This window comes from Nocardia sp. NPDC052316 (assembly GCF_044547795.1).
Lineage (GTDB): Bacteria > Actinomycetota > Actinomycetes > Mycobacteriales > Mycobacteriaceae > Nocardia.
This window is the reverse complement of sequence record NZ_JBIUBB010000005.1, coordinates 524987-548645: the sequence shown is the minus strand read 5'-3', so window position 1 is coordinate 548645 and position 23659 is coordinate 524987. Positions and strand designations below refer to the sequence as shown.

The 23659-nt window shown below is 67.9% G+C and carries 19 protein-coding genes; 11 read left to right on the top strand and 8 right to left on the bottom strand.

Annotated features, from left to right (window positions below):
- The first annotated feature begins 105 nt into the window (after positions 1 to 105).
- The 7 genes from ACIHA7_RS26120 (at position 106) to ACIHA7_RS26090 (ending at position 9273) form a co-directional block, all read left to right on the top strand.
- On the top strand, positions 106 to 1785 hold the full coding sequence (locus ACIHA7_RS26120; protein ID WP_397293567.1) for an ABC transporter family substrate-binding protein: 1680 nt from the start codon (positions 106 to 108) through the stop codon (positions 1783 to 1785).
- 35 nt (positions 1786 to 1820) lie between these two features.
- Positions 1821 to 3491 carry an ABC transporter family substrate-binding protein gene (locus ACIHA7_RS26115; RefSeq protein WP_397293566.1) on the top strand — a complete coding sequence of 557 codons (1671 nt, stop codon included), beginning with the start codon at positions 1821 to 1823 and terminating at the stop codon, positions 3489 to 3491.
- Positions 3488 to 4150 (top strand): hypothetical protein, encoded by a 663-nt coding sequence (locus tag ACIHA7_RS26110; RefSeq protein WP_397293565.1) that lies wholly within the window; start codon positions 3488 to 3490, stop codon positions 4148 to 4150. Before ACIHA7_RS26115 ends, ACIHA7_RS26110 begins: the two co-directional genes overlap by 4 nt.
- A gap of 145 nt (positions 4151 to 4295) precedes the next feature.
- Complete coding sequence (locus tag ACIHA7_RS26105; protein ID WP_397293564.1) at positions 4296 to 5018, top strand: FadR/GntR family transcriptional regulator; 723 nt, start codon at positions 4296 to 4298, stop codon at positions 5016 to 5018.
- Positions 5019 to 5040: 22 nt separating this feature from the next.
- Positions 5041 to 5751 carry a sterol desaturase family protein gene (locus tag ACIHA7_RS26100; protein WP_397293563.1) on the top strand — a complete coding sequence of 237 codons (711 nt, stop codon included), beginning with the start codon at positions 5041 to 5043 and terminating at the stop codon, positions 5749 to 5751.
- Positions 5752 to 5935: 184 nt separating this feature from the next.
- Positions 5936 to 6901, top strand: a complete 966-nt coding sequence (locus tag ACIHA7_RS26095) for a hypothetical protein (protein ID WP_397293562.1) — start codon at positions 5936 to 5938, stop codon at positions 6899 to 6901.
- Between the two features lie 119 nt (positions 6902 to 7020).
- Complete coding sequence (locus tag ACIHA7_RS26090; protein WP_397293561.1) at positions 7021 to 9273, top strand: heavy metal translocating P-type ATPase; 2253 nt, start codon at positions 7021 to 7023, stop codon at positions 9271 to 9273.
- 188 nt (positions 9274 to 9461) lie between these two features.
- On the opposite strand, the gene ACIHA7_RS26085 is transcribed toward ACIHA7_RS26090, so the two are convergent.
- Positions 9462 to 10352 carry an NAD(P)H-binding protein gene (locus tag ACIHA7_RS26085; RefSeq protein ID WP_397293560.1) on the bottom strand — a complete coding sequence of 297 codons (891 nt, stop codon included), beginning with the start codon at positions 10350 to 10352 and terminating at the stop codon, positions 9462 to 9464.
- Positions 10353 to 10447: 95 nt separating this feature from the next.
- Here ACIHA7_RS26085 and ACIHA7_RS26080 point away from each other — a divergent pair, with 95 nt between their 5' ends.
- The gene (locus ACIHA7_RS26080; RefSeq protein WP_397293858.1) at positions 10448 to 11296 is read left to right on the top strand and encodes a helix-turn-helix domain-containing protein; all 849 of its coding nucleotides are present in this window, start codon (positions 10448 to 10450) and stop codon (positions 11294 to 11296) included.
- A 121-nt stretch (positions 11297 to 11417) separates the two neighbouring features.
- On the opposite strand, the gene ACIHA7_RS26075 is transcribed toward ACIHA7_RS26080, so the two are convergent.
- Entirely contained in the window at positions 11418 to 12170 is a 753-nt protein-coding gene (locus ACIHA7_RS26075) for a lysophospholipid acyltransferase family protein (RefSeq protein ID WP_397293559.1), read from the bottom strand.
- A gap of 14 nt (positions 12171 to 12184) precedes the next feature.
- Positions 12185 to 12928 carry a lysophospholipid acyltransferase family protein gene (locus ACIHA7_RS26070; protein ID WP_397293558.1) on the bottom strand — a complete coding sequence of 248 codons (744 nt, stop codon included), beginning with the start codon at positions 12926 to 12928 and terminating at the stop codon, positions 12185 to 12187.
- A gap of 264 nt (positions 12929 to 13192) precedes the next feature.
- Here ACIHA7_RS26070 and ACIHA7_RS26065 point away from each other — a divergent pair, with 264 nt between their 5' ends.
- Positions 13193 to 14008: a hypothetical protein gene (locus ACIHA7_RS26065; RefSeq protein ID WP_397293557.1), complete on the top strand. Its 816-nt coding sequence runs from the start codon at positions 13193 to 13195 to the stop codon at positions 14006 to 14008.
- Between the two features lie 87 nt (positions 14009 to 14095).
- Complete coding sequence (locus ACIHA7_RS26060) at positions 14096 to 15637, top strand: Rieske 2Fe-2S domain-containing protein (protein ID WP_397293556.1); 1542 nt, start codon at positions 14096 to 14098, stop codon at positions 15635 to 15637.
- A gap of 26 nt (positions 15638 to 15663) precedes the next feature.
- Here the strand turns inward: ACIHA7_RS26060 and ACIHA7_RS26055 are convergent, their stop codons facing one another.
- Positions 15664 to 16620, bottom strand: coding sequence for a DMT family transporter (locus ACIHA7_RS26055; protein WP_397293555.1), 957 nt, complete (start codon positions 16618 to 16620; stop codon positions 15664 to 15666).
- 243 nt (positions 16621 to 16863) lie between these two features.
- The gene (locus ACIHA7_RS26050; RefSeq protein WP_397293554.1) at positions 16864 to 18117 is read right to left on the bottom strand and encodes an oxygenase MpaB family protein; all 1254 of its coding nucleotides are present in this window, start codon (positions 18115 to 18117) and stop codon (positions 16864 to 16866) included.
- Between the two features lie 100 nt (positions 18118 to 18217).
- Between ACIHA7_RS26050 and ACIHA7_RS26045 the strand changes: the two genes are divergently transcribed.
- Positions 18218 to 18862 (top strand): TetR/AcrR family transcriptional regulator, encoded by a 645-nt coding sequence (locus ACIHA7_RS26045; RefSeq protein WP_397293553.1) that lies wholly within the window; start codon positions 18218 to 18220, stop codon positions 18860 to 18862.
- Here the strand turns inward: ACIHA7_RS26045 and ACIHA7_RS26040 are convergent.
- From ACIHA7_RS26040 to serS, 3 genes are all read right to left on the bottom strand, one after another.
- The gene (locus ACIHA7_RS26040) at positions 18859 to 20136 is read right to left on the bottom strand and encodes an MFS transporter (protein ID WP_397293857.1); all 1278 of its coding nucleotides are present in this window, start codon (positions 20134 to 20136) and stop codon (positions 18859 to 18861) included. The genes ACIHA7_RS26045 and ACIHA7_RS26040 overlap by 4 nt on opposite strands.
- A gap of 118 nt (positions 20137 to 20254) precedes the next feature.
- Complete coding sequence (locus tag ACIHA7_RS26035; RefSeq protein ID WP_397293552.1) at positions 20255 to 22045, bottom strand: putative bifunctional diguanylate cyclase/phosphodiesterase; 1791 nt, start codon at positions 22043 to 22045, stop codon at positions 20255 to 20257.
- A gap of 298 nt (positions 22046 to 22343) precedes the next feature.
- Positions 22344 to 23606 carry a serine--tRNA ligase gene (serS, locus tag ACIHA7_RS26030; RefSeq protein ID WP_397293551.1) on the bottom strand — a complete coding sequence of 421 codons (1263 nt, stop codon included), beginning with the start codon at positions 23604 to 23606 and terminating at the stop codon, positions 22344 to 22346.
- Between the last annotated feature and the right edge of the window lie 53 nt (positions 23607 to 23659).

Here is a 23659-nt window from a genome sequence, read left to right as displayed (position 1 = left end):
CGGACATCGCCGACCTCGGGTCACCGGGGGGTCGGCGTCGGATGACTACACCAAGATCGGCTTCGTGAAGTAACTACGCAGTATTCCTGCGGAAAGGAGCGGACCATGCGGGTTCGTTCATTGACCATTCGAGTGGCGATTCCACTGCTCGCCATCGGTTTGATCGCGGGCGGCTGTGCCGCCGACGACACCGACGCACCAGCGGGTTCCACCGCCGCGCTCGGCACCACGAACGACATCAACCCGAGAGATGTCAACGAATTGCGCGACGGCGGCAACCTGCGTCTCGCGCTCAGTGCCTTGCCGCAGAACTGGAATGCGCTGCACAACGACGGGAACGACGCCGACACCGGGTCGCTGCTGCGGCCCATGCTGCCGCGCGCCTTCAAAACCGATGCCGCCGCGGCGCTTACGGTCAACACCGATTACTTCACCGACGTCCAGCTGACCAACACCGAGCCTCAGCAGGTCACCTACACGATCAACCCGAAAGCCATCTGGTCCGACGGCAGCCCCATCACCTGGGAAGACATCCGCTCCCAAGCCAACGCTCTCAGCGGTGCCGACAAAACCTTCCTGATCGCCATCAACAATGGCTTCGACCGGGTGGAGAAGGTCGAACGCGGCGTCGACGACCGACAGGCCGTCATCACGTTCAAACAGCACTACGCCGACTGGCGTGGGCAATTCGCGGGGAACTCGTTCCTTTATCCCAAGTCCGTCACGGCGACACCTGAAGCCTTCAACAAGAGCCAGCTGCAAGAGATCACTTTGACGGCAGGCCCGTTCCTCGTCCAGTCGGTCGACCGGGCGCAGGGCCGAATTGTCTTGGGCCACAACCCCAAGTGGTGGGGAAACAAGCCGAAGCTCGATACCCTCACCTTCAGCGTCCTCGACAACGCCGCACGCCTGCCCGCACTGCAGAACAACGAGATCGACGCGGTCGGCCTGGCCAGCAGGGACGAGCTCAAGTCCGCGCGCAATACGCCCGGCATCGCGATCCGGCGTGCGCCGGGCAACAGCTGGTCGCACTTCACCTTCAACGGTGCGCCGGGCTCCGTGCTCGCCGACGCCGGTGTGCGCGTGGCCATCTCGAAGGCCATCGATCGTCAGGCCATCGCCACCGCGATCCAGAACGGTCTGGTCGAGGACCCGAAACCACTGAACAACCACGTGTACCTGCAGGGGCAGGAAGGTTACCGGGACAACAGCCTCGGCTTCGACCCGGCCGCCGCGGCCAGTGAACTCGATGCGCTCGGCTGGAAGCTCAACGGTGACGTCCGGGAGAAGGACGGGCGGAAACTGGAAATCCGCGACGTCATGTACAACCAGGATGTCTGGGTGCAGATGGCCCAGATCATTCAGCAGAACCTGGCCCAGATCGGCGTCAAGCTGAACATCGAAACCAAGCCGGGCACCGGGTTTTTCACCGATGTCATCCAGCCGGGCAACTTCGATGTCGGTCAGTGGACCTGGGTGGGTGACCCGTTCCCGCTCAGCAGCCTCAACCAGATCTACGGCTACAACCCTGACGATCTGCAGGGCAACTACGGCCGCGTCGGCTCCCCCGAGCTCAACGCGCTGATCGAGCAGACGATTTCGGAACTCGACCCGAAAAAGGCCGTCGAGCTGGCCAATCAGGTCGACCGTAAGGTCTTCGAGTTGGGGCATTCGCTGCCGCTCATGCAATCGCCGGGCAATGTCGCGGTTCGCGACAATCTGGCGAACTTCGGTGCGGCCGGATTGGCGTCTTACGACTACACGAAGATCGGGTTCCTCAAGTAGGCATTTCCGATTTTCCACTGAAAAGGGAGTCCCGAATGAGGATTCGCCATTTAGGCGTGCGGTTTGCGATTCCGTGCGTCGCCGTCGGGCTGATCATGTCCGGTTGCGCGGACAACGGCGGCGTGACGCCGGGTACGAGCACGATCGGCAGCACGAACGACATCAACCCGAAGGACCCGAGTGAACTACGCGACGGCGGCAACCTGCGCCTTGCGCTGACCTCATTTCCGGAGACCTTCAATTACCTGCACGTCGACGGGGGTCTCGAGGATGTGTCGGCGGTTGCCGCGCCGACCATGCCCTCGCCGTTTGTCAGTGACGCCGCGGGCGAACTCACCGTGGACCACAACTACTTCACCGACGTGAAACTGACGAGCACCAGCCCGCAACAGGTCACCTACACGATCAACCCGAAGGCCGTCTGGTCCGACGGTTCGCCGATCACTTGGGAGGATCTGCGCTCGCAGGCAGCCGCGCAAAGCGGCCGGGACAACCGCTACCTCGTGTCTTCCACCAGTGGTTTCGAACGCGTCGAAAAGGTCGAACGTGGAGTCGACGATCGGCAGGCGATCGTCACATTCAACAAGCCCTATGCCGAATGGAAAGGCCAATTCGGCTACCTGTACCCGAAGGAAACCACGGCAACCCCTGAGGCATTCAACGATCGCGACCGGAACGGCCTGGCGGTCAGCGCAGGACCGTTCGTGATCACCGAGATCGACCGCGGCCAAAACCGGATCATCTTGAGCCGCAACCCTAAATGGTGGGGTCCGACCCCGAAGCTGGAGTCGATTACCTTCAGCGTGCTCGACAGCACGGCACGGCTGCCCGCGATTCAGAACAACGAGCTCGACTACGCCTACATGTCCGGCATCGAGAACGTCACCGCGGCACGCAACTCGCAGAATGTCGTCATCCGTCGTGCACCTGAGCCGAGTTGGTCGCATCTGACCTTCAACGGCGCACCTGGCGCGCTGCTCGAGGACCCCAAGCTGCGCATCGCGATTTCGAAGGCGATCGACCGGCAGGGCCTGGTCAGCGCAGCCCAGAACGGCGTGGTCGACAACCCGAAACCGCTCAACAACCACATCTTCATGGCGGGACAGAAGGGTTACCAAGACAATTCCGCGCCCATCGCGTACGACCCCGACGAGGCCGCACGAATGCTGGACGAGCTCGGCTGGAAGCTGAACGGTGATGTACGCGAAAAGGATGGACGCAAGCTCGAGCTCCGCGATGTGATGTATCAGCAGGACCTGTGGGTGCAGACCGCGCAGATCGTGCAGCAGAATCTCGCGAAGGTCGGGGTGAAGCTCAATATCCAGACGGTGCCCGGTGCCGGGTTGTTCAAGAACGTCATCGATCCAGGCAACTTCGACATCGCCCAGTTCAGCTGGGGCGGTAGCGTTCTCCCGCTCGGTGCATTGCCCCAGATCTACGCGTACGATCCGAACAACCTGCAGGGCAACAAGGCCCGAATCGGTTCGCCAGAGCTGAATGCGTTGATCGAGGAGACCATTTCGGAACTGGATCCGCAGAAGGCAATCGAGCTGGCCAACAAGTGCGACCAGATGATCTGGGCCGAAGGTTACTCCGTTCCGCTGCACCAAGCGTCGGGAACCTACGCCGTCCGCGACAACCTCGCCAACTACGGCGCTTTCGGCCTCGCCTCCGCTGACTACACAAAAGTGGGCTTCCTGAAGTGAGTTTCGGATCAGGCCACCCGCTGGCCTATCCGAGCAGCGTGACGATCGGCGCCCTGGCGATGTGCCTCGCCTGGGCGCCGTTCGGCGATCTGGACCAGGTGGCGGCGCTGGCGACGGTGGCGCTGGGGATCATCGGATATTCGAGCTACCGGATCGCTGTTGCGTTGGGGTTTCTGGTGTTCTGGCCGTCTGGATCGGCGCGCACCGTGAGTGTTTCGCGTATTCGCCAGCAGCACCGGCTGCTCAGCCGATCTTGGCTGGAGATCAGTGGCACCGGTCGACCACGGTGGGTCCCGGTCTATTTCGATCCCGCGTTGATGAGCATGATCGAAAGCCGCGCCGATCTCACGGATCGGACCATCCACGTCGCGGGCCGCCGCCTCTATCCATCCGGCCGCATCCGCAGCACGGAACCACCGGGGCGGCTGATCGACAACCCGTCCCGCACCGACCCGAACGCCCCCACCTTGACCACCACCGCGTCCCGGCTACGCCGACGCCTCCTCCTCGACGCCCAATCCACCGTCGCCGCCCCCTTCGCAGCCCTGCTCTGGATCTACGTCGACGGCGGCTCCTTCACTACCTTCCTCGCCGCCACCTGCGTCGCGGCCACCACCGCCCTCTGGCTCTCCGCCATCCGCGGCTCCGACCCGAGCTGAACCGGGCTACGACCTCAGAGCCCATCCGGGCGGGACAGAGCGGCAAGGGCGGGTGAGCACTCCGTGATGCTCCGCCGGCAAAATGCTTCGCCAAGAATTGGTCTGACCACTTGACCTCCTGACCTATTAGGCGCACAGTAGGGCTATGGCTTTGCAACCTGTGGTCAAGCGGTCGGTGTCGGGGGATGTTTTCGAGCAGATCGCGGCGGATGTGCTGAGTGGGGAGTTGGTGCCGGGGGCGACGTTGCCGAGTGAGCGGCAGTTGGCGGAGGCGTTGGGGGTGTCGCGGCCTGCGGTGCGGGAGGCGTTGCAGCGGCTGGCGGCGGCGGGGTTGGTCGCGGTGCGGCAGGGGGATGCGACGACGGTGCTGGATTATCGGCGGGGGGCGGGGCTGGAGGTTTTGCCGCGGCTGCTGGTGCAGGCCGGGGAGTTGGAGCCGAAGGTGGCGCGCAGCATTTTGGAGGCGCGGCTGCACAACGGGCCGAAGGTGGCGGAACTCGCCGCGGGACGGCTGGGCGCGGCGGATGCCGAGACGGTGGGCGCCCTATTGGCGGACACGGTGGAAGCGCTTGCCGCGGAACAGGATCCGGTGGCGCAGCAGCGGCATGCGATGGAGTTCTGGGACCACGTGGTGGACGCGGCCGACTCGATCGTGTTCCGGCTGATGTTCAACATGTTGCGCGCCGCCTATGAACCAGCGCTCGCGGCGCTGGCCCCGATCATGTCCGCCGAGGTGGGCAATGTCGGGGCCTACCGCGAACTGGCCGCCGCCATCGTGGCGGGCAGGCCGCAAGAGGCCGCCGATATCGCCCGGGCCCTGCTCGAGCCGGCGACCACCGCACTGATCGACGTCCTCGACGGACACTGAGCACGCTTCACCTAGGAACACCATGACGAAATCCCATGCTTCCGAACAGCATTCAATCGAAGCGAGCGGCCGGGCACGCGGCCGCGAGCGGTCACTGCGCCGCGGACTCACGCTCGACGCCGCGTTCCGCGAGTTCCTGCGCCATCCCTCGCCGTGGCTCATCGGCGGCACACTGAGCGTGGCCGTTGCCGGCCGAATCCTGGTGGGCGACTGGCAATCGACCGATCTGCTGGTGCCCGCGGTGATGCTCGCGGTGTTCCCGGTCTTCGAATGGATCGTGCATGTCACCGTGTTGCACTGGCGGCCGAGGCGACTCGGTCCGATCCCGATCGACAGCGAACTGGCTCGCAAACATCGCGCGCACCATGTCGATCCGCGCAATATCCCGTTGATCTTCATCCCGACCAGGACGCTGTCGGTGCTGGTGGTGGTACTGCTCGCACTGGCCGCCTTCGCCTTCCCGCGCCTGGGTCTCGGCCTGACGTTCCTGGTCACCATCACGGTCCTCGGCCTCGGCTACGAGTGGACGCACTACCTGATCCACACCGACTACAAGCCGAAGGGCGCGCTGTATCGCGCAGTCTGGCGCAATCACCGTCACCACCACTACAAGAACGAGCACTACTGGTTCACCGTGACGACCTCCGGCACCGCCGACCGCGTCTTCGGCACCCATCCGGACCCCGCCACCACCGAAACCTCACCCACCGCCCGCAACCTGCACGCAGGCTGAGCGCGCAGCCCACCGGAACAAGCCATCGCCCTGAGGGCGGTGGCTTCTTTCGTATCCGGGCCGTGACGAGGAGCACTTCTCCCGCCGCGAAACAATCTCTTGACTCAGTACCCTAGGGGGGTATGGTAGCTAGCAGGAGCACGGCAGAGGCCGTCGCCGACCGACACCGGAAACGGAGCATCCGATGAACGCAACCACCAAGTTCGCCGGCTTCGCCCTCGGCCTGGTCGCTGTCTTCGGGATCGCCATCGCCACCGGCGCGGCGCTCGGCCCCGAGCCGGCGGCCCCCGAGTCACACGCGCACGAGGACGTCCCCGTGGCCCCCGCCGCGCGCGAACCCAACGGCACGATGGCTACCGCAGGCGGTTACACGCTGCGGCTCGACACCGCGCTCACCGCTGCGGCGCCGAATGTCGCGCTGCGCTTCCGCATCCTCGACCAGGACGGCGCACCGCTCACTCGCTACCAGCGCGCCCACGACAAGGACCTGCACCTGATCGTGGTGCGGCGCGACATGACCGCCTTCCAGCATGTCCACCCCGTACTCGGCGGTGACGGAACCTGGAGCGTCCCCCTGGATCTCACCCGCGCGGGCGACTATCGAGTCTTCGCCGACTTCACCCCCGAGGGCGGCGAGAACCTGACCCTCGGCACCGACCTGCGGGTCGCGGGCAATTACGACCCGCGGCCGCTGCCGGTCGCGGCGACCACCAGCACGGTCGACGGCTACACCGTCACCCTCGACGGTGCCGTCACCCCCGGCCGATCCTCGAAGGTCACGCTGTCCGTCAGCCGCGACGGCACACCGGTTACCGACCTGCAGCCCTACCTGGCGGCCTACGGTCACCTCGTCGCACTGCGCGCCGCCGATCTCGCCTATCTGCACGTGCACCCCGACGGTCACCCCGGCGACGGTGTCACACCGGCGGGACCGGGCATCACCTTCTATGTCACCGCACCGAGCGCGGGCGACTACCGGCTGTTCCTCGACTTCCAGCACGAAGGGGTGGTCCGCACCGCCGAATTCACGCTGACCGTCGGCCAGGGCACCGCGGCTGCCGAGTCCGCGACGCACGACGGGCACGGCAACACCCCCGCGCCCGCTCCGGCACCCGGCGCCCCCGCCCAGGAACCGGCACACGGCCACTGAGGTCCGGCCGGCGCTGCGAGGCACCGACTCGACAGATATCGACCCAGCACGGCGCGCACCACCGTCGCGACAGCGACGACTGAATCTCCACTACCGTGCCGCACAGAACGGAGCACACGATGACCACCGCGACGCAACCACCCGGCACCGGGCAGGTCGAACTGGTAATCGGCGGCATGACCTGCGCGTCCTGCGCCAATCGCATCGAGAAGAAGCTGAACAAGCTCGACGGTGTCACCGCGACGGTGAACTACGCGACCGAGAAGGCGCGGGTCGATGTCACCGGTGACGTCTCCCCCGCGGAGCTGATCGCCACCGTTGAGCAGGCCGGATACAGCGCGACCCTGCCGCCGCCGAAGTCCGCGCCCGCGCAAGTCGCTGTCGCCGAGCAAGATCCGACGGCCGCGCTGCGCACGCGACTGCTGGTCTCGCTGGTGCTGACGGTGCCGGTGATCGCGATGGCGATGATCCCCGCACTGCAGTTCACCAACTGGCAGTGGCTCTCGCTGACGCTGGCCGCGCCGGTGGTGGTGTGGGGTGCGCTGCCGTTCCACCGCGCGGCGCTGACCAACCTGCGCCACGGCACGGCCACCATGGACACGCTGGTGTCGATGGGCACCCTCGCCGCGCTGGGCTGGTCGCTGTACGCGCTGTTCTGGGGTACCGCGGGCACGCCGGGCATGAAGCACCCGTTCGAGTTCACCATCTCCCGGATGGACGGCACCGGCAGCATCTACCTGGAGGCCGCCGCAGGTGTCACCACGTTCATCCTGGCCGGACGCTTCTTCGAGGCGCGGTCCAAGCGGCGCGCCGGCGCGGCGCTGCGGGCCCTGCTGGAACTCGGCGCGAAGGAGGTCTCGGTCCTGCGCGACGGTATTGAGCAGCGAATCCCGGTGGAGCAGTTGGCCGTCGGCGACCAGTTCGTCGTGCGGCCCGGCGAGAAGATCGCCACCGACGGCGTGGTGACCGAGGGCTCGTCCGCGGTCGACGCCTCGATGCTGACCGGCGAGTCCGTGCCGGTCGAGGTCGGGCCGGACGACACCGTGGTCGGTGCCACCGTGAACGTCGGTGGCCGGATCGTGGTGCGCGCCAGCCGAATCGGCTCGGATACCCAGCTGGCCCAGATGGCGCAGCTGGTCGAGGACGCGCAGACCGGCAAGGCCCAGGCGCAGCGACTGGCCGACAAGATCTCCGGCATCTTCGTGCCGATCGTGATCGCGCTGTCGGTCGCGACGCTCGGATTCTGGCTCGGCACCGGCGGTTCCGTCGCCGCGGCCTTCACCGCCGCGGTCGCGGTGCTGATCATCGCCTGCCCCTGCGCCCTCGGGCTGGCCACGCCGACCGCGCTGATGGTCGGGACCGGTCGCGGTGCGCAGCTCGGCATCCTGATCAAGGGCCCGGAGGTGCTGGAATCGACCAGGCGAGTGGATACCGTGGTGCTCGACAAGACCGGCACCGTCACCACCGGCAAGATGACGCTGCTCGATGTCGTCGCGGCCGAAGGTGAAGACCCCGCCGAGGTGCTCGCATTCGCTGGAGCGCTGGAGGATTCGTCCGAACACCCGATCGCCCAGGCGATCGCCAAGGACGCCAGGGAACAGACCGGCGCGTTGCGCGCGGTCGAGGGCTTCGCGAATATCGAGGGCCTCGGGGTGCAGGGCGTGGTGGACGGGCACGCGGTGATCGTCGGACGGGCCCGGCTGCTCGCCGACTGGGCACAGCACCTGGACGCGGATCTGGCGCGGACCATGCGGACCGCCGAGGCCGAGGGCAAAACCGCGGTGGCGATCGGTTGGGACGGTAAGGCGCGCGGCGTACTCGTGGTCGCCGATGCCGTGAAACCGACGTCGGCCGAGGCGATTGCGCAACTGCGTGCGCTCGGGCTCACGCCGATCATGTTGACCGGCGACAACACGGCCGCCGCCGAGGCGATCGCCGCGCAGGTGGGCATCGACCAGGTGATCGCGGAGGTGCTGCCGCAGGACAAGGTCGCCACCGTCAAGCGGTTGCAAGCCGAAGGCAAGGTCGTCGCGATGGTGGGTGACGGGGTCAACGACGCCGCGGCGCTGGCCCAGGCCGACCTCGGTTTGGCGATGGGCACCGGCACCGACGTCGCGATCGAGGCCAGCGACCTGACCCTCGTCCGTGGCGACCTACGTGCTGCGGCCGACGCGATTCGCCTGTCCCGCAAGACCTTGGGCACCATCAAGGGCAACCTCTTCTGGGCCTTCGCCTACAACGTTGCCGCCATCCCGCTGGCCATGGCCGGCCTGCTGAACCCGATGCTCGCGGGTGCCGCCATGGCGTTCTCCTCGGTCTTCGTCGTCAGCAACAGCTTGCGTCTGCGCACCTTCCGCTCCACCGCGCAGTAGTCGCGGCGAACCCCGAAGGGGACGGCACCACACGGTGTCGTCCCCTTCGGCGTGCTCGATGCCCGCTGCTCTTGCTCCTCCGGTGTGCTCGATGCCCGCTGCTCCTGCTCCGTCGGCGTGCTCAGTGCCGCTGTTTCCCACTGCTATGGCGGCGCTACCCGTGGTCGGCACCGCGCGGGGTTACTCCACTACGCCAGAGTCATGCGGCTAGTGGTGGCCGCAGTCGGCGCTTCGCGGAATGCGGCGATGTGGTCGGAGGCCCAGTCGGCGTAGGTGCGCGGCGGCCGGCCCAGGATCCGTTCGAGATCGTCGGTGAGCACGGCATTGCCACCCGCGCGGACATAGGCCTGCCCGGCGAGGGCACCCTCGATGAACGCCGCGGACATGCCCGCGGCGCGCATGTGTTCGCGGGCAGCCTCGTTCGGCACATCGAGCACCGGCACCGGACGGCCGAGGACCTCGGCGAGGATGGCGGCTTGGTCCGTGCTGGTCAGGAGTTCCGGGCCGGTGAGGGTGTAGATGTTGCCCGCGTGGTCGGCGGAGAGCAGGGCCGCGACCGCGGCGGCGGAGACGTCGCGTGGGTCGACCACACCCTGTTGTCCGGTGCCGGTCATGCTGGGCACCGGCTGGTCGTTACGGATCGCGTCGGCCCAGCTCAGCGTGTTCGAGGCGAACGAGCTCGGGCGCAGGATGGTCCATTCGACACCGCTCTCGCGGGCCGCTTGTTCGCCCGGCAGGTGCCAGGTACCGACGCCGCCGAGTGCGGTGTCGCCCGTGCCGATGGCGGAGAGTTTCACGAGGCGACGGACGCCGGCGTCACGGGCGGCGGCGATCAGAGTGCGGTCGGCGTCGGCGTATTCCGGGCCGAGGACGCCGACGATGAACGCCGCGTCGGCGCCGTGCGCGGCCGCGGCCATCGAGCCGGGGTCGAGATAGTCGCCGCGGACCACCTCGACGCCCGCGGGTAGTTGCGCCCGCGCCGGTTCCCGGGTGACGGCGCGGACCTGCTCGCCGCGTGCCACCAATTGCCGAACGATGTCGCCGCCGATGGTGCCCGTGGCACCGGTGATCAGAATCATGAGCTCAACGCTGCCGTCCGGGCCACCGCGTTCTCTAGGAGATTTCGGCACAGTCGCCGACCTGATCAGTGCTTACAGTGGGTCGGGTGACCACCATGCTGCGCACGACACCCGTCGTGACCACGGACCTCGTCGAAGCGACGGTGCCCGCGCCGGAATCGTTGCGGCCCTGGTTCACCGAGCTCGGTCAGATTCCGACGGTGCATGACCTGCCCGAGCTGTTCACCCACCTGCCGCAGACCGCGGCCACGCTCGTGCTGCGCACCGAGGAGTTCGGTCCGCGGGAGATGCTGGTCATCGGCCCGCAGACCAAAGCGTTCTACACCGAGCCCATCAAGCCCGCAGGGTGCGTCCGGCTCCGCCTGGCGCCCGGTGCGGCGCTGCCGCTGCTCGGCGTTTCGGCGGTTGCCCTCACCAACCGGGTGGTTCGCCTCGCCGACCTGCCCGGTGTCGCAGCGGATCTCGCCGATCAGCTGGCCGAGCTGGCGCCGGACGAGATCGTCGCCTTCCTGGAAGAGGCACTGCCGCAACGCATCTCCGAGAATGCGGCACTACGTACCCGACGCGATGTGCTCCGTGCGGCGGTGGCGGCGCTGTCGGCGGACCCCACCGGACGCTCCGTGCAAGCGCTGGCCGGCGAACTCGCGGTCAGCGAACGCCAACTCCGCAACCTGTTCACCGCTGGCATCGGACTGTCCCCCAAGCACTTCGCGCGCATCGATCGGGTGCGCCGCGTGCTGTCCCAAGCGGTGAACGCTCGATGGCGCACCGCCGACACCCGACCGGCCAAGACTCCCCTCGCGCAGCTCGCCGCCGACAACGGCTACTTCGACCAGTCCCACATGACTGCCGACTTCCGCACCCTCATGGGCGTCCCGCCGACGGCCTTCCTCCGCGGCGCCCTCCCCGTTCCGGTCCCCTGCCGGCCACTCGACCGCATCTAACTCGCCGAGTCGCCCCACCGCCGGTCTCCCGAAGCGCCAGTCGGATTCGGCTGGCGGCGGCGCGGTGCGTGGCACACCACGGAGTGACAACTCGGCCGATGCCACGTGTCACGCATGGCGGTTAGTGTTGCGGGGGTTGGGATTTGGCTCGGCGGCGGGCCAGTTCTTCCTGTTCCAGGACGGCGGCTTCGGCGAGGGTGGGGGCGGTGCCGCCGAGGCGGGCGGGGACCCAGCGGGCGCCGGGTTCCATGGGGTAGTCCTGTTGCGCCTGGTCGAGGAGGTCGCTCATGCGGGAACGCAGGGTGGCGGTGAGGTTTTCGCGTGGTGGCGCGGGCGGGATGGGTTCGCCGATGCGGATGTTGACGGGAAACCGGTGCCGGCCGAGCTGTTTCGGGATGTCCTTGGTCCAGACGCGATGGGCACCCCAGATGACCACGGGGATGATCGGGACATCGGCTTCGAGCGCCATCCTGGCGGCACCGGACTTGAATTCCTTCAGTTCGAAACTGCGGCTGATGGTGGCTTCCGGATAGACCACGACGAGTTCGCCGTCGCGCAGCGCCCGCACCGCGCGACTATAGGATTCGGCGCCCGCCGTGCGGTCCACCCCGATCGCCTTACAGTGCTTCATCAGAAAGCCGACGATGCCGTGCTCGAGCTCGGCTTTCATCATGTACCTGACGTTGCGGCCCGACTTGCGGCCGACCAGTCCGACCTCCATGAAGTCGAGGTACGCGGTGTGGTTCACGGCGAGCACCGCACCGCCGGTGCGCGGGATCCGGTCCTGGCCGGCGATGTCGAACCGCAGCCCCTGCACCAGGAAAATGGTGCGGACCAAGCCGGTGAGAATGTCGTAAACCGGTTCCCGCGCCATCCGAATCTCCGCTACTACGTGGCCGTCTTCCGTGCGGCCTTCGCCGCGGCCTCGGCGGCATCGAGCGCGTCGGCCTCTTCCAGCGTAGGAGCGCTGCCGCCGAGCCGGGCCGGTACCCAGTAGGCGCCCGGCTCGTGGGTGTAGTCCTTTTGCAGGTCGAGCAGCATCTCCTGCATGGTCGAGCGCAGCTTCGCGGTGAGCTCGGCGGCCGGCTCGAACGGCGGGATCGGCTCGCCGACCGCGATGGAGATCGGAGTGTTGGTGCGGCCGAGCCGCTTCGGGAAACCTTTGGTCCACACCCGCTGTGCGCCCCAGATGACGATCGGGATGATCGGCACGTCGGCCTCGATCGCCATGCGCGCGGCGCCGGACTTGAACTCCTTGATCTCGAAGCTGCGGCTGATGGTCGCCTCGGGATACACCCCGACGAGCTCGCCGCGCTTCAGGTATTCGACCGCGGCCTTGTACGAGTCCGCGCCCGCGCCACGGTCGACCGGAATGTGCTTGAGCGCACGCATGATCGGGCCGGAGATCTTGTCGTCGAAGACCTCTTTCTTGGCCATGAACCGGATGTAGCGCTTGGGCGTGCGCACCGGTAGACCCGCATAGGTGAAGTCCATGTACCCGGTGTGGTTGACCGCGAGCACGGCACCACCCCGCGCGGGGATATGTTCATCGCCCTTGACGGTGAACTTCAGGCCTTCGACGAAGAAGACGGTACGGGCTAGGCCGATGATCGTCCGGTAGACGGGTTCCACAATTCCGCTAGCGTAGTCGCTGACTGTCTCATCCGGCAGTGGGCCGCTGCTTTGTCGGTCACACCGGGCCTGGGACCGCTCGCTCGACCGACGCACGCTGTAGAGAAGAGGATCGTCGAAGTGGAAACCGCCCGTCCGAATTCATCTGGACGCGACCGGAAAACGACGCGCCGAACCGGACAGCAGCTCGGCAGGACCGCCCCGGATCCGGGAACCTCTCGACTGCTCGGCGCGGGGCACCGGTCGGCGTCGCATGCTCGGCGGGTGGCCGTCGGCGGCTTGGCGATCGCCAGTGCCCTCGTGCTCGCGGGCTGTGATTCGGTCTCGGGCATTCCGGGCGACGAGCCTGCGCCCGCCGCGGTCACCACCCCGCCCGCCGCGGTGCCGACCATTCACGCCACCTCGGCGGCGCCCGCACCCTCGGCCACCGTGCCCCCGACCGGCACCGTCACCGAACTGCCTGCCGCCGTGCAGCGCTGGGCCGCCGACTTGAAGACCAGCACGATCGCCCAGCTCCAGGCGAAGTGCTGGACCATCGCGCCGAGGAACGTAGCCGACATGTACAGCGACGAGCAGCCCATCCTGGCCGCCCTCGCCCAGCCCGGCACCGCCACCAAGAACGCGATCACCTGGCAGACCCGCACCACCACGGTGGCGATCGAACGCGCCGCGCTCGACACCGATTACGCCTGCCCCCGGGTCGCCTCGGCAGGCGCGGACATCGAGTACAACGACGCCGACGCCAGGCACACCGTGCGCCGCTACCTGGCCAGAGTCGTCGGCACCCCGCTCGACGCGGCAGACAAAGAAGGCACCTACCCGCTGGTCTGCAAGGCCGCCCCGGCAACCTGGGACCCCGCGGGCACCGGCAAGGCCATCGCCGCGCCACTCGCCAACAACCCGGGCAAGCTGACCGGCGCGACCAAATTCGCCGATCAGGAGATCAGCTCCGAGACCCTGCGCGGGGACTACCTCGCGGTCGAGGTCCCGGTCACCAACTCCGCAGGCGTGACCAAGAGCCGCACCTTCACCCTGCTCGCCGGCGCACAGGGCTACTGCATCGGCGACGTTTCTCCCTAGCCGGCGGGTGCTCGTACCGCACCGCGAGCGCCGGCATTCCCCACAGCCACTACCCTGGATGGCTGGTAACGGTAGGAGGAGCAGCTCGTGCAGATCACCAGCGTCGGACACGCCGGATTCCACATCCGCACCGCGGCGGGGTCGATCCTTTGCGACCCGTGGGTCAACCCCGCGTACTTCGCTTCGTGGTTCCCGTTCCCCGACAACACCCAGCTGGACTGGGACGAGCTGGGGAACTGCGACTTCCTCTACGTGTCGCATCTGCACCGCGACCACTTCGACGCGAAGAACCTCAGCGAGCACGTCAACAAGGACGCGACCGTGCTGCTGCCGGACTATCCGGTGCCGGATCTGCGGCGCGAGCTGGAGCAGCTCGGCTTCCACAAGTTCTTCGAGACCGAGGACTCGGTCAAGCACACCATCACCGGCCGCGACGGCGCCGCGCTGGACATCATGATCATCGCCTTGCGCGCGCCCGCCGACGGGCCGATCGGCGACTCCGGGCTGGTCGTCTCCGACGGCGAGACCACCTGTTTCAACATGAACGACGCCCGCCCGGTGGACATGGACGTGCTGCACGACTCGTTCGGCCACATCGACATCCACCTGCTGCAGTATTCGGGCGCCATCTGGTATCCGATGGTCTACGACATCCCGAGCCGGACCAAGTCGAACTTCGGTAAGCAGAAGCGTCAGCGCGGCATGGACCGGTGCCGCAGCTACATCGAGCAGGTCGGCGCCACCTGGGTGGTGCCGTCGGCCGGACCGCCGGTGTTCCTGGACGACGAGCTGCGCTACCTCAACGACGATCGCGGCGACGAGGGCAACATCTTCCCGGACCAGATGGTCTTCCTGGAGCAGATGAAGATCCACGGCAACGAGGGCGGGATCCTGATGATCCCCGGTTCGGTCGCCGACGTGCGCGGCGCCGAGCTGGAGTTGACCCATCCCTTCGAGCCAGGGCTGATCTACGACAACAAGGCCGAGTACATCGAGCTGATGGCGCAGCGGCTCGCGCCGGTGCTCGCGGCCGAAAAGGCCACGTGGGCAACGGGTGACGGGCCGCTGCTGGAACCGTTGCAGGCGCTGTTCGAGCCGATCATGGCGCAGAGCGATCTGATCTGCGACGGCATCGGCTACCCGGTGGGTCTGGTACTCGGCGACGAGACCGTGGTGCTCGACTTCCCCAAGCGCGTGGTGCGCGGACCGATCGAGGGCGAAGGCAAGTACCGCTACGGGTTCCGCATCGCCCCCGAACTGGTGCGCACGGTGTTGCGGGACAACGAACCCGACTGGGTGAACACGATTTTCCTGTCCACCCGCTTCCAGGCGTGGCGGATCGGCGGCTACAACGAATTCCTCTACACCTTCTTCAAATGCCTCACCGATGAGCGGATCGCCTACGCGGACGGCTGGTTCGCCGAGGCGCACGACGATTCCGCCTCGACCGAACTGGCCGGGTGGGAAGTGCAGCGGCGCTGCCCGCATCTGAAGGCGGATCTGTCGAAATTCGGCGTGGTGGAGGGTAATACCCTCACCTGCAATCTGCACGGCTGGCAGTGGGATCTGGAATCGGGGCGTTGCAAGACGTCCAAGGGTCACGAACTGCGGTCGCGCAAACTGAGCTGAGGCAGCGGGCAGGGCTGCGGCGCAAGTCAGGGCTGGGAGCGGGTGGCGATGCCGACGGCGACCAGTGTCAGCACGCTGCCGACTACCGCGGTGGCGGACAAGCCCGCACTGGTGGGCGCGGCCAGATCGAGGGCGATCGACATCAGGAGTTGGCCTGCGATGGAGGTCAGGCCGAGGAGGAGGACGCCGATCCAGCGGACGGTGAGCGCGGCCAGTGCGATGAACGCGACGCCGATCAGTCCGCCGAGATAGAGCCAGGGCTGGGTGGGGAATTCGGTGGGCAGGCCGGAACCGATGAGGACGGCGGCCTCGAGCAGCAGCAGGGCGATCAGGCCGACGCAGAAATTGACCAGGGTGGCGGGCAGCGGGCCACCGGCTTGTCCTACCCGGCCGTTCACCGCTTGCTGCCAAGCCAACCCGATGCCGGCCAGCGCGGGCAGGATGATCAGTAGCGCGGTCGGTGCGCCACGCAGCGAGTCGGGGACCGAGAGGGCACCGGTCGGCGCGCCAGTGCGGCCCGACCCGGCGAGCACCACCGCGGCGACGCCCAGGGCGGCACCACCGAAACGCAACGCGGTGACCGGAGTTCGCCCGTTCGGAGCCATACCGAGGCGATCGACCACCAGACTGCTCAGCAGCTGACCTGCGACGACGGCGACGGTGAAAGCAGTGACCCCGATCGCCGCGACCGTAAGGCCCTGGCAGGCGACGAAGAACGCGCCACACAGACCACCGAGCAGCTGCCACGGGCGCAACGTGCCCGCCACCAGCGCCCGCCGCACCTGCGCCACCCCATCGCGAAGTCGAGCACTCAACGCGAACGCGATCAGCAGAATCAACAGACCGGACCCGAAACTGATGGAGGCCGAGGCAATCCCGTCGTGCAATCGCGCCCCGAGCGCCCCATTGATCCGGCCCTGCACGGCCACACCCGCACCGATGCCGAACCCGAACACAAGTCCCAACCTCGCCCGCACGGTCACCACCCGCACGCTACCGCCGCCCCATCCCACCCCCGCCGCGCGCACGCCGGACACCGCACGCCAAAAGCCAGGCGCCGCACGCCCAAAGCCGGAGGTCGGATGCGGGACGCCGCACACCGGACACCGCACACCGCGGCACCGCGCCGCAGGCCATGCCGTGCCGGTTCGACCACACCCGGATACCGCTTGGGCGCGTACAGCGACCGGTGCGCGCACGCCGCACGGAGCCGTGGGGCGGCTGGATCAGCCTGCGCGGAGGGTGGCGCGGGTGGCGTAGGTGTCGTGCCGGGCGTAGGTGCGGTCGCCGCCGTTGCGGGCGATGGAGCCGCGGACCAGGCGGGTGCGGATGCGGGCGCCGAGATTTTCGTGGAAGCGGGTGGCGCCGGGCAGGATCCGGCGGGGCACCTCCAGCGCGCCGTTGACGACGGCGGTCGCCAGGACGGCGGCCTTGAAGAATCTGCTGTCGGGCAGGTCGAGGAAGTCGGCGTTGGTCGGGCCGAGGATGATTCGGCTGTAGGCGACCATGTAGCTGGTGACCACGCGACGCACCGCGCGCTGCGCCGCGGTGGTGTCGCCGACGAACAGCCCGCCCGCCGCCGGGATGAGGGCTTGGGCCAGGCGCTGGGAATCGGCGTCGGGGATGAATTCGGTGTCGGCGAGGATCCAGAAGGCGCGCCAGGTGTCGGTCTCGCAGGTCGGCAGGATCTCCGCGTCCACGCCGAGCAGGAACCCGACGTAACGCCACAGCTGGAAGACGGCGTCCTTCTCCTTGGCCGAGAATTGGAGCCCAAGCGCCTGGGCGCCAACGAGATTCGCCATGGAGAACAGCCCGAGGGTGCCGACGGTGAGCACCTGATTGACCGGGTGATCCCAGGCCGCGTAGTCCCAGTCGGGGCGCCGGTTCATGCCTGCCCGCACCAGCGCGTGCATCAACCGCACGCGCAACACGCTCTTGTAGCCGACCGCATTGCGTTCCAGGCCACCGGGAGTCGTCACATCCAGCCACCACTGGGTGGTTTCGGCGAGCCTGCGCGGTGCCATCGCATCCAGGTCGCCGGTGCCGACCAGGGTCTTGTCCGCGCGCGAGGCCAGGTAGCCGCCCATCAGAGCGAACATGCCCATGGCAATGCCGCCCCAGACGCCGGTGCGGCCGACGACGCGGGCGCCGCGATCGATCTTGTCGCGGTCCAGCCAGTACGGCGCCGCCTCCACCTGTTCGAAGAGCGCCACCAGCTCCGGCGGAGCGTCCGGCACGGCGTCGATACCGTTTTCGACGGCGAGCTCGAACATCCGGCGGCCCTCGCCGACGGGCAGCCGCTTGAACATGGCGACCACGGCGTCCGCCAGCGGGTCACCGACCTGGCTGAACCTGCGGAACGAGTCGCGCTGTGCTGCGGTGCAGCTCAGGTCGCCCGGCGCGAGGACGGGCACGGCGTACTTGAACGGAAACTCCGTGAACAGCTGCGGAGTGGGCAGTTTGTGGTTCTCATGCGCCATTGCACTTCACCCGTCGGATCGAGGTTCGCGGTCGAGCATTCTGACAAGACCGTCCCACAAAACCGAATATCTGGCAAGGAGGTATGCCAGAATGTCTCGGATGGCTACCACCTCGCGGTCCTACGGCGGCGTCCCGATCGAACAGCGCAAGGCGCGCCGGCGCGGCGCGCTGCTCGACGCCGCGCAGGACATCATCGGGACCTCGGGTTTCGCCAAACTGACCGTCTCCGGTCTGTGCACGCGGGCGCGGCTCTCCGAGCGGTACTACTACGAGAGCTTCAGCGACCTCGACGCGGTATTCGGCGAGGTATTCGACCGGATCGTCGACGAGATCGGCCAGGCGGTGGTCACCGCGTTCGTCACCACGCCCACCGACATCCGCGCCAAGACCAGGGCCGCCATCGCCGCGGCCGTCGACCTGATCGCCGACGACCCACGCAAGGCGCGCATCGCCACCGTCGAGGCCCAGCTGAACCCGGCCCTGCTGATGCGCAGGGCCGAGGTGATGCGCTCCTTCGCGGGCATCATGCTGGCCGTGTGCGCGGGCGAGATCGGCGCCGAGGTCGTCGAAAACGCCGGTGACCACGCGGAATTCGCCGCCACCCATCTGCTCGGCGGCCTCTGGGAAACCACCAACAGCTGGCTGGCCGGCACCCTCCCCGTCACCCGCACCGCGCTGATCGACCGCTCCACCGACCAATTCCTGCTCACCGCAAGCCATCTCATCGGCGTCCCGCTCGATTAGTCGTCGACGTGTTTCGGCGGTAGCCACGAGGTGGTCACCAGAGCCATCGGGAGCAGGGTGGCGCCGAGGATCGCGAGGATGGTCGGCATGGACCACCAGGTGGTGGCGATGGCGGCGAAGGCGAAGACGACCAGGGCGACGACCTCGCCGAGCAATCCGGAGACCGAGGTGACGGTCGCCCGGGCGGGACCCTCGATCGCGTCCTGGAGGCGCGCGCCCGCGACGACACCGGCGTTGTAGACGATGCCGTAGGAGACGCCGATCGCGGTGAACCCCAGGCCGGTCAGGACATACACCGCGCTCGGTCGCTGCTCGGCGAACCCGGCGATCAGCGAGCCGGCGAGGAACAGGACACCGCCGATCCCGACCGCGATCGCCATGGTGCGACCCGACATGCCCTCGGTGCGCCCGGCCAGGACAGAGCCGATGAGCGAGCCGAGCACGGTCACGCCGACGAGCAGCGGCACCACCGCCGTCACCACTCCGGCCGACTCGGCGAGCAGCGCGAAGTACTCGTCGAAGGCGGTGATCCCGAACAGCAGCGCCCCGAGCAGGACCCCGTTGCGCACAGCCCGCACCCGAATCGCCTCCCCGACACCGGTCTTCAGCATGTCGATATAGCGAGCGAACGGTCCCGACGCCACCGTCACCGCTGGGTACGAGAAGTGCGGTTGATCGCCCTCCTCCTCTTCCAGCTCATCGACCGCGGCGGCGGACACCACCTTCGGCGCGCTGGGCAACGTCATCGCGATCAACGTGTGCAGAGCGGCGAATCCGACGCTGGTCCAACCGATCAGCGCGTAGCCACCCCAGAGGTACAGCGGGGTGGCGGCCACGATGCCGATGACGATGGCGGTCTCCGAGGCCGCACGGGTGTAGCCGAGGACGCGCGCGTACGAAGCTTGTTCGCGGCGTGCGGCGAGGTCGTCGTACAGCAGCGCCTCGAAGGTGCCCGACACCAAAGCGCCTGCCGTGCCCCACAGTACGAATCCCAGCGCGAAGCCGAGATAGGTGGGCACCAGGGTCCACAAGGCGAACCCGGCAGTCAGCAGCACACCGCTCAGGATCAGCAGGGCACGGCGCGACACGGTGTCCGCCCAGGCACCGGACGGCACCTCGAGCAGGAACGCGGTGGTCGACCAGATCGCGAACAGCGAGGAGATCTGCCCGGTGCTCAGCCCATGATCGGCGAACAGCAGGGAGTACAGCGCGTAGAGCGGAATCAGGTCGCCGAGGCCCTTGAACAGCACGGCGCGAAGAGTCAGCGCGCGCAGCGACGGCGAATCGGTGCCGACCGTCAGCCGGGCCAGCACCCCGGTGACAGATCAATAGGCATAAACGAGCAAACGCATACGGCCAGCATGGGCAACCGCGCCGGGCCGCGTCAAGCGGTTATCGCAGTGGCAGCCAACCGTTGGCGGCGTGCATCGAATCGCCGTCGTCGAGGCGCCGGTCCGTCGCACCGGGGCCGACCCGCCCGTGGTTCTCGTTGAGGTCGCTGATCAGCTCCGCCACCGGATGCGAGTCGCTGTAGTGGTAGCCCTGGGCGAGCGCGAACCCGAGCTCGGTGAGCACCGCGGCCTGGTACTCGGTCTCCACGCCCTCGGCGATCACCTGCAGGTCGAGCGCGCTGCTCAACGCGGCGATCACCCCGAGCAGCGGTGGTGCCGGGGAGTCGGAGCGGATCGCGGCGACGAAGGACTGATCGACCTTGAGGATGTCGCTCGGCAGCGTGGCCAGCCTGCTGAGCGAGGAGTATCCGGTGCCGAAGTCGTCGATGGCGATGCGCACCCCACGCTCGCGCAGCGTGTGCAGATTCGCGATGGCGGTGTGGGATTCGGCGGCCAGCTCGCTCTCGGTCACCTCGAGCACCAGTTGCTCGGCGGGCCAGCCGGTGCCTGCGAGGATGCCGGCCACCCGGTCGGCGTAGCCGGCTTCGGCCAGCTCCAAGCCGCTGACGTTCACGTTCAGCGTCAGGTCGAGCTGGGCGAAGGTGTCCTGCAACCGCGCGGCGTCGGCGCAGGCCCGGCGCAACACCAACTCGTCCAGATCGGCGATGAGGTCGTACTCCTCGGCGACCCGGATCAAGCCCTCGGTGGTGACGTCCGGCTGCGCGCTCGACGACCAGCGCAGCAGCGCCTCGACACCGACCGCCTTGCCGCCGCCCTCGGTGAGGCTGACGATCGGCTGGTAGTGCACGTCGAGCAGGCCGCGGTCGATGGCCTCGCGCAACTCCACCGCGAGCGGCAGCTGGCGCGACGACTCGAGCACCGTCCGGTTGCGGCCCGCCTGCTTGGCCCGATACAACCCGACGTCCGCGCGACTCACCAGCAGCGAACCGGATTCGCCGGGCTGCCACGAGGTCACACCCGCCGAACAGCCGGTGGTCACCGCCGCGCGTAGCTGCTCGGTGAGCAGGATGGCGGCCTGCTCGGTGGTATTCGGCAACAGCATCGCGAACGCGTCGCCGCCGTAGCGGGCCAGCCGCTGGTCCGGCGCAAGCAGTTTCGACCAGGTGTCGGCCACCCGCTGCAAGACGGCGTCGCCCGCGCGGTGACCGAGGTGGTCGTTGATCTTCTGGAAGCGGTCGAGGTCGACCAGCACCAGTGCGAGGCCCTGGCCGGTTCGAGTGGCCTGGTCGATCGCGGAGTTCAGCGCACGATCGAAGCCGCGCCGGTTCAACAGCCCGGTGAGCACGTCGATATCGGCTTCCGAGGCCATCCTGGTGAGGATGCCGACCACCACGCCGACGCCGACGGTGACACCGGCCGGAATCAGCCCGGACCACCACGGCAATCCGGGATCCACCGGCCGCGCGGGCAGCACCCACAGGCACAACGCCAGCGCGAAGGCGATATGCGCGGCCGCTTGCGACCAGGCGAAGAACAGGGCGGCGTCGCAGGCGATGAAGACGTAGAACGCGGCCAGGCTGATCGCGCCGACCGTGTTGGGGAACGCGTACACCGCGATGGTCACCAGCACCGTCGCGATCGCGACGTAACCGTGGTGCACCGAGTGCGGCAACCGTGGTCCCCACGCCAGCAGGGTGAGCCCGAGCGTCAGCGCGATCGCCGCGGCCGTGCCGACCAGTGCCCGATTACCTTCGTCGCCCGGGGCGACGGCAGTGATAAGCAGACCCAGCACACCACCCATGACGTAGAACGCCCCGGTGGTCCGAGCCATGACCATAGCTGTCGCCAGCGCCGATGCCGCCCGCACCCGGGTTCGGGTATCGCCGCGCGCCCCGATTCCTCGCACGGTGAACAGCCTAGACACAACGAATCCCAGCGGTTGCCACATCCCGTGAATCCGGCATGGCGAACGGTTGGCTATTCATCGTCGCGAAACATTCGGGTAGCCAACGCGACTAGGCCGCGAGTGCCCAGATCCGATATTCACGGGCACTATCCACTGCGCCGAGGGGCGGGACCGGAGGCGGTTCGGACGAGCGAGTGTCCGCCCACCGCCGCCGACCCGTCCGTCACTTCGGCGGCGTCAGCACCTCGGTGCCGACGAACGGCACCAGCGCCGCGGGCACCCGCACCGAACCGTCGGCCTGCTGGTGGTTCTCCAGGATGGCCACGATCCAGCGGGTGGTCGCGAGCGTGCCGTTCAAAGTGGCTGCGATTTGCGGCTTTCCGTTCTCGTCGCGGTAACGCACCGAGAGGCGACGGGCCTGGAAGGTGGTGCAGTTCGAGGTCGAGGTGAGTTCCCGGTAGGTCTGCTGGGTCGGCACCCAGGCCTCGCAGTCGAACTTGCGCGCGGCCGAGCTGCCCAGATCGCCTGCGGCGACGTCGATGACCCGGTACGGGACCTCGATGGCCGCGAGCATGTCCTGCTCCCAGCCGAGCAGGCGCCGGTGCTCGGCGTCGGCCTCCTCGGGCGTGGTGAAGACGAACATCTCCACCTTGTCGAACTGGTGCACCCGGATGATGCCGCGGGTGTCCTTGCCGTAGCTGCCCGCCTCCCTGCGGAAGCACGACGACCAGCCCGCGTAGCGCTTCGCGCCCTCGCTCAGGTCCAGGATCTCGTCCGAGTGGTAACCGGCCAGCGGCACCTCCGAGGTGCCGACCAGGTAGAGATCCTCCTCCGCCAGGCGGTAGACCTCCGAGGCGTGCTGGCCGAGGAAGCCGGTGCCCGCCATGATCTCCGGGCGCACCAGCACCGGCGGGATCATCATGGTGAAACCGTTGGCCACGGCCTTCTGCGCCGCGAGTTGCAGCAGACCGAGCTGCAGCAGCGCGCCGTAGCCGGTCATGAAGTAGAAGCGGGCGCCCGAGACCTTCGCGCCGCGCTCCATGTCGATCAGGCCGAGCGACTCACCGAGTTCCAGGTGGTCCTTGGGCTCGAAGTCGAACTCCGGTGGCGTGCCGATGGTTTCCAGCACGACGTAGTCGGCCTCGCCGCCTGCGGGCGCGCCCTCCTGCACCACGTTCGAGATGGCGCGGTGCGCGGCGTCCAGGTCGGCGTCGGCGGCGTGCTGCGCGACCTCGGCCTCCTTGACCTTGACCGACATCTCCTGCGCCTGCGCGAGCAGCGCGGAGCGCTCCTCTTTGCTCGCCTTGCCGACCAGCTTGCCCATCGCCTTGTGCTCGGCGCGCAGGTTGTCGGCGGTGGCCACCGCCGCACGGCGGGCAGCGTCGGCCTCGAGCAGGGCATCGACGAGGGCGGGGTCTTCGCCACGGGCGCGCTGCGAGGCGCGGACCGCGTCGGGGTTGTCCCGCAGGAATCGGAGGTCGATCATGGGGCCTCAGCCTAGTGGTCCGGATATTGCTGTTTCACCCCGATATCCCAGGA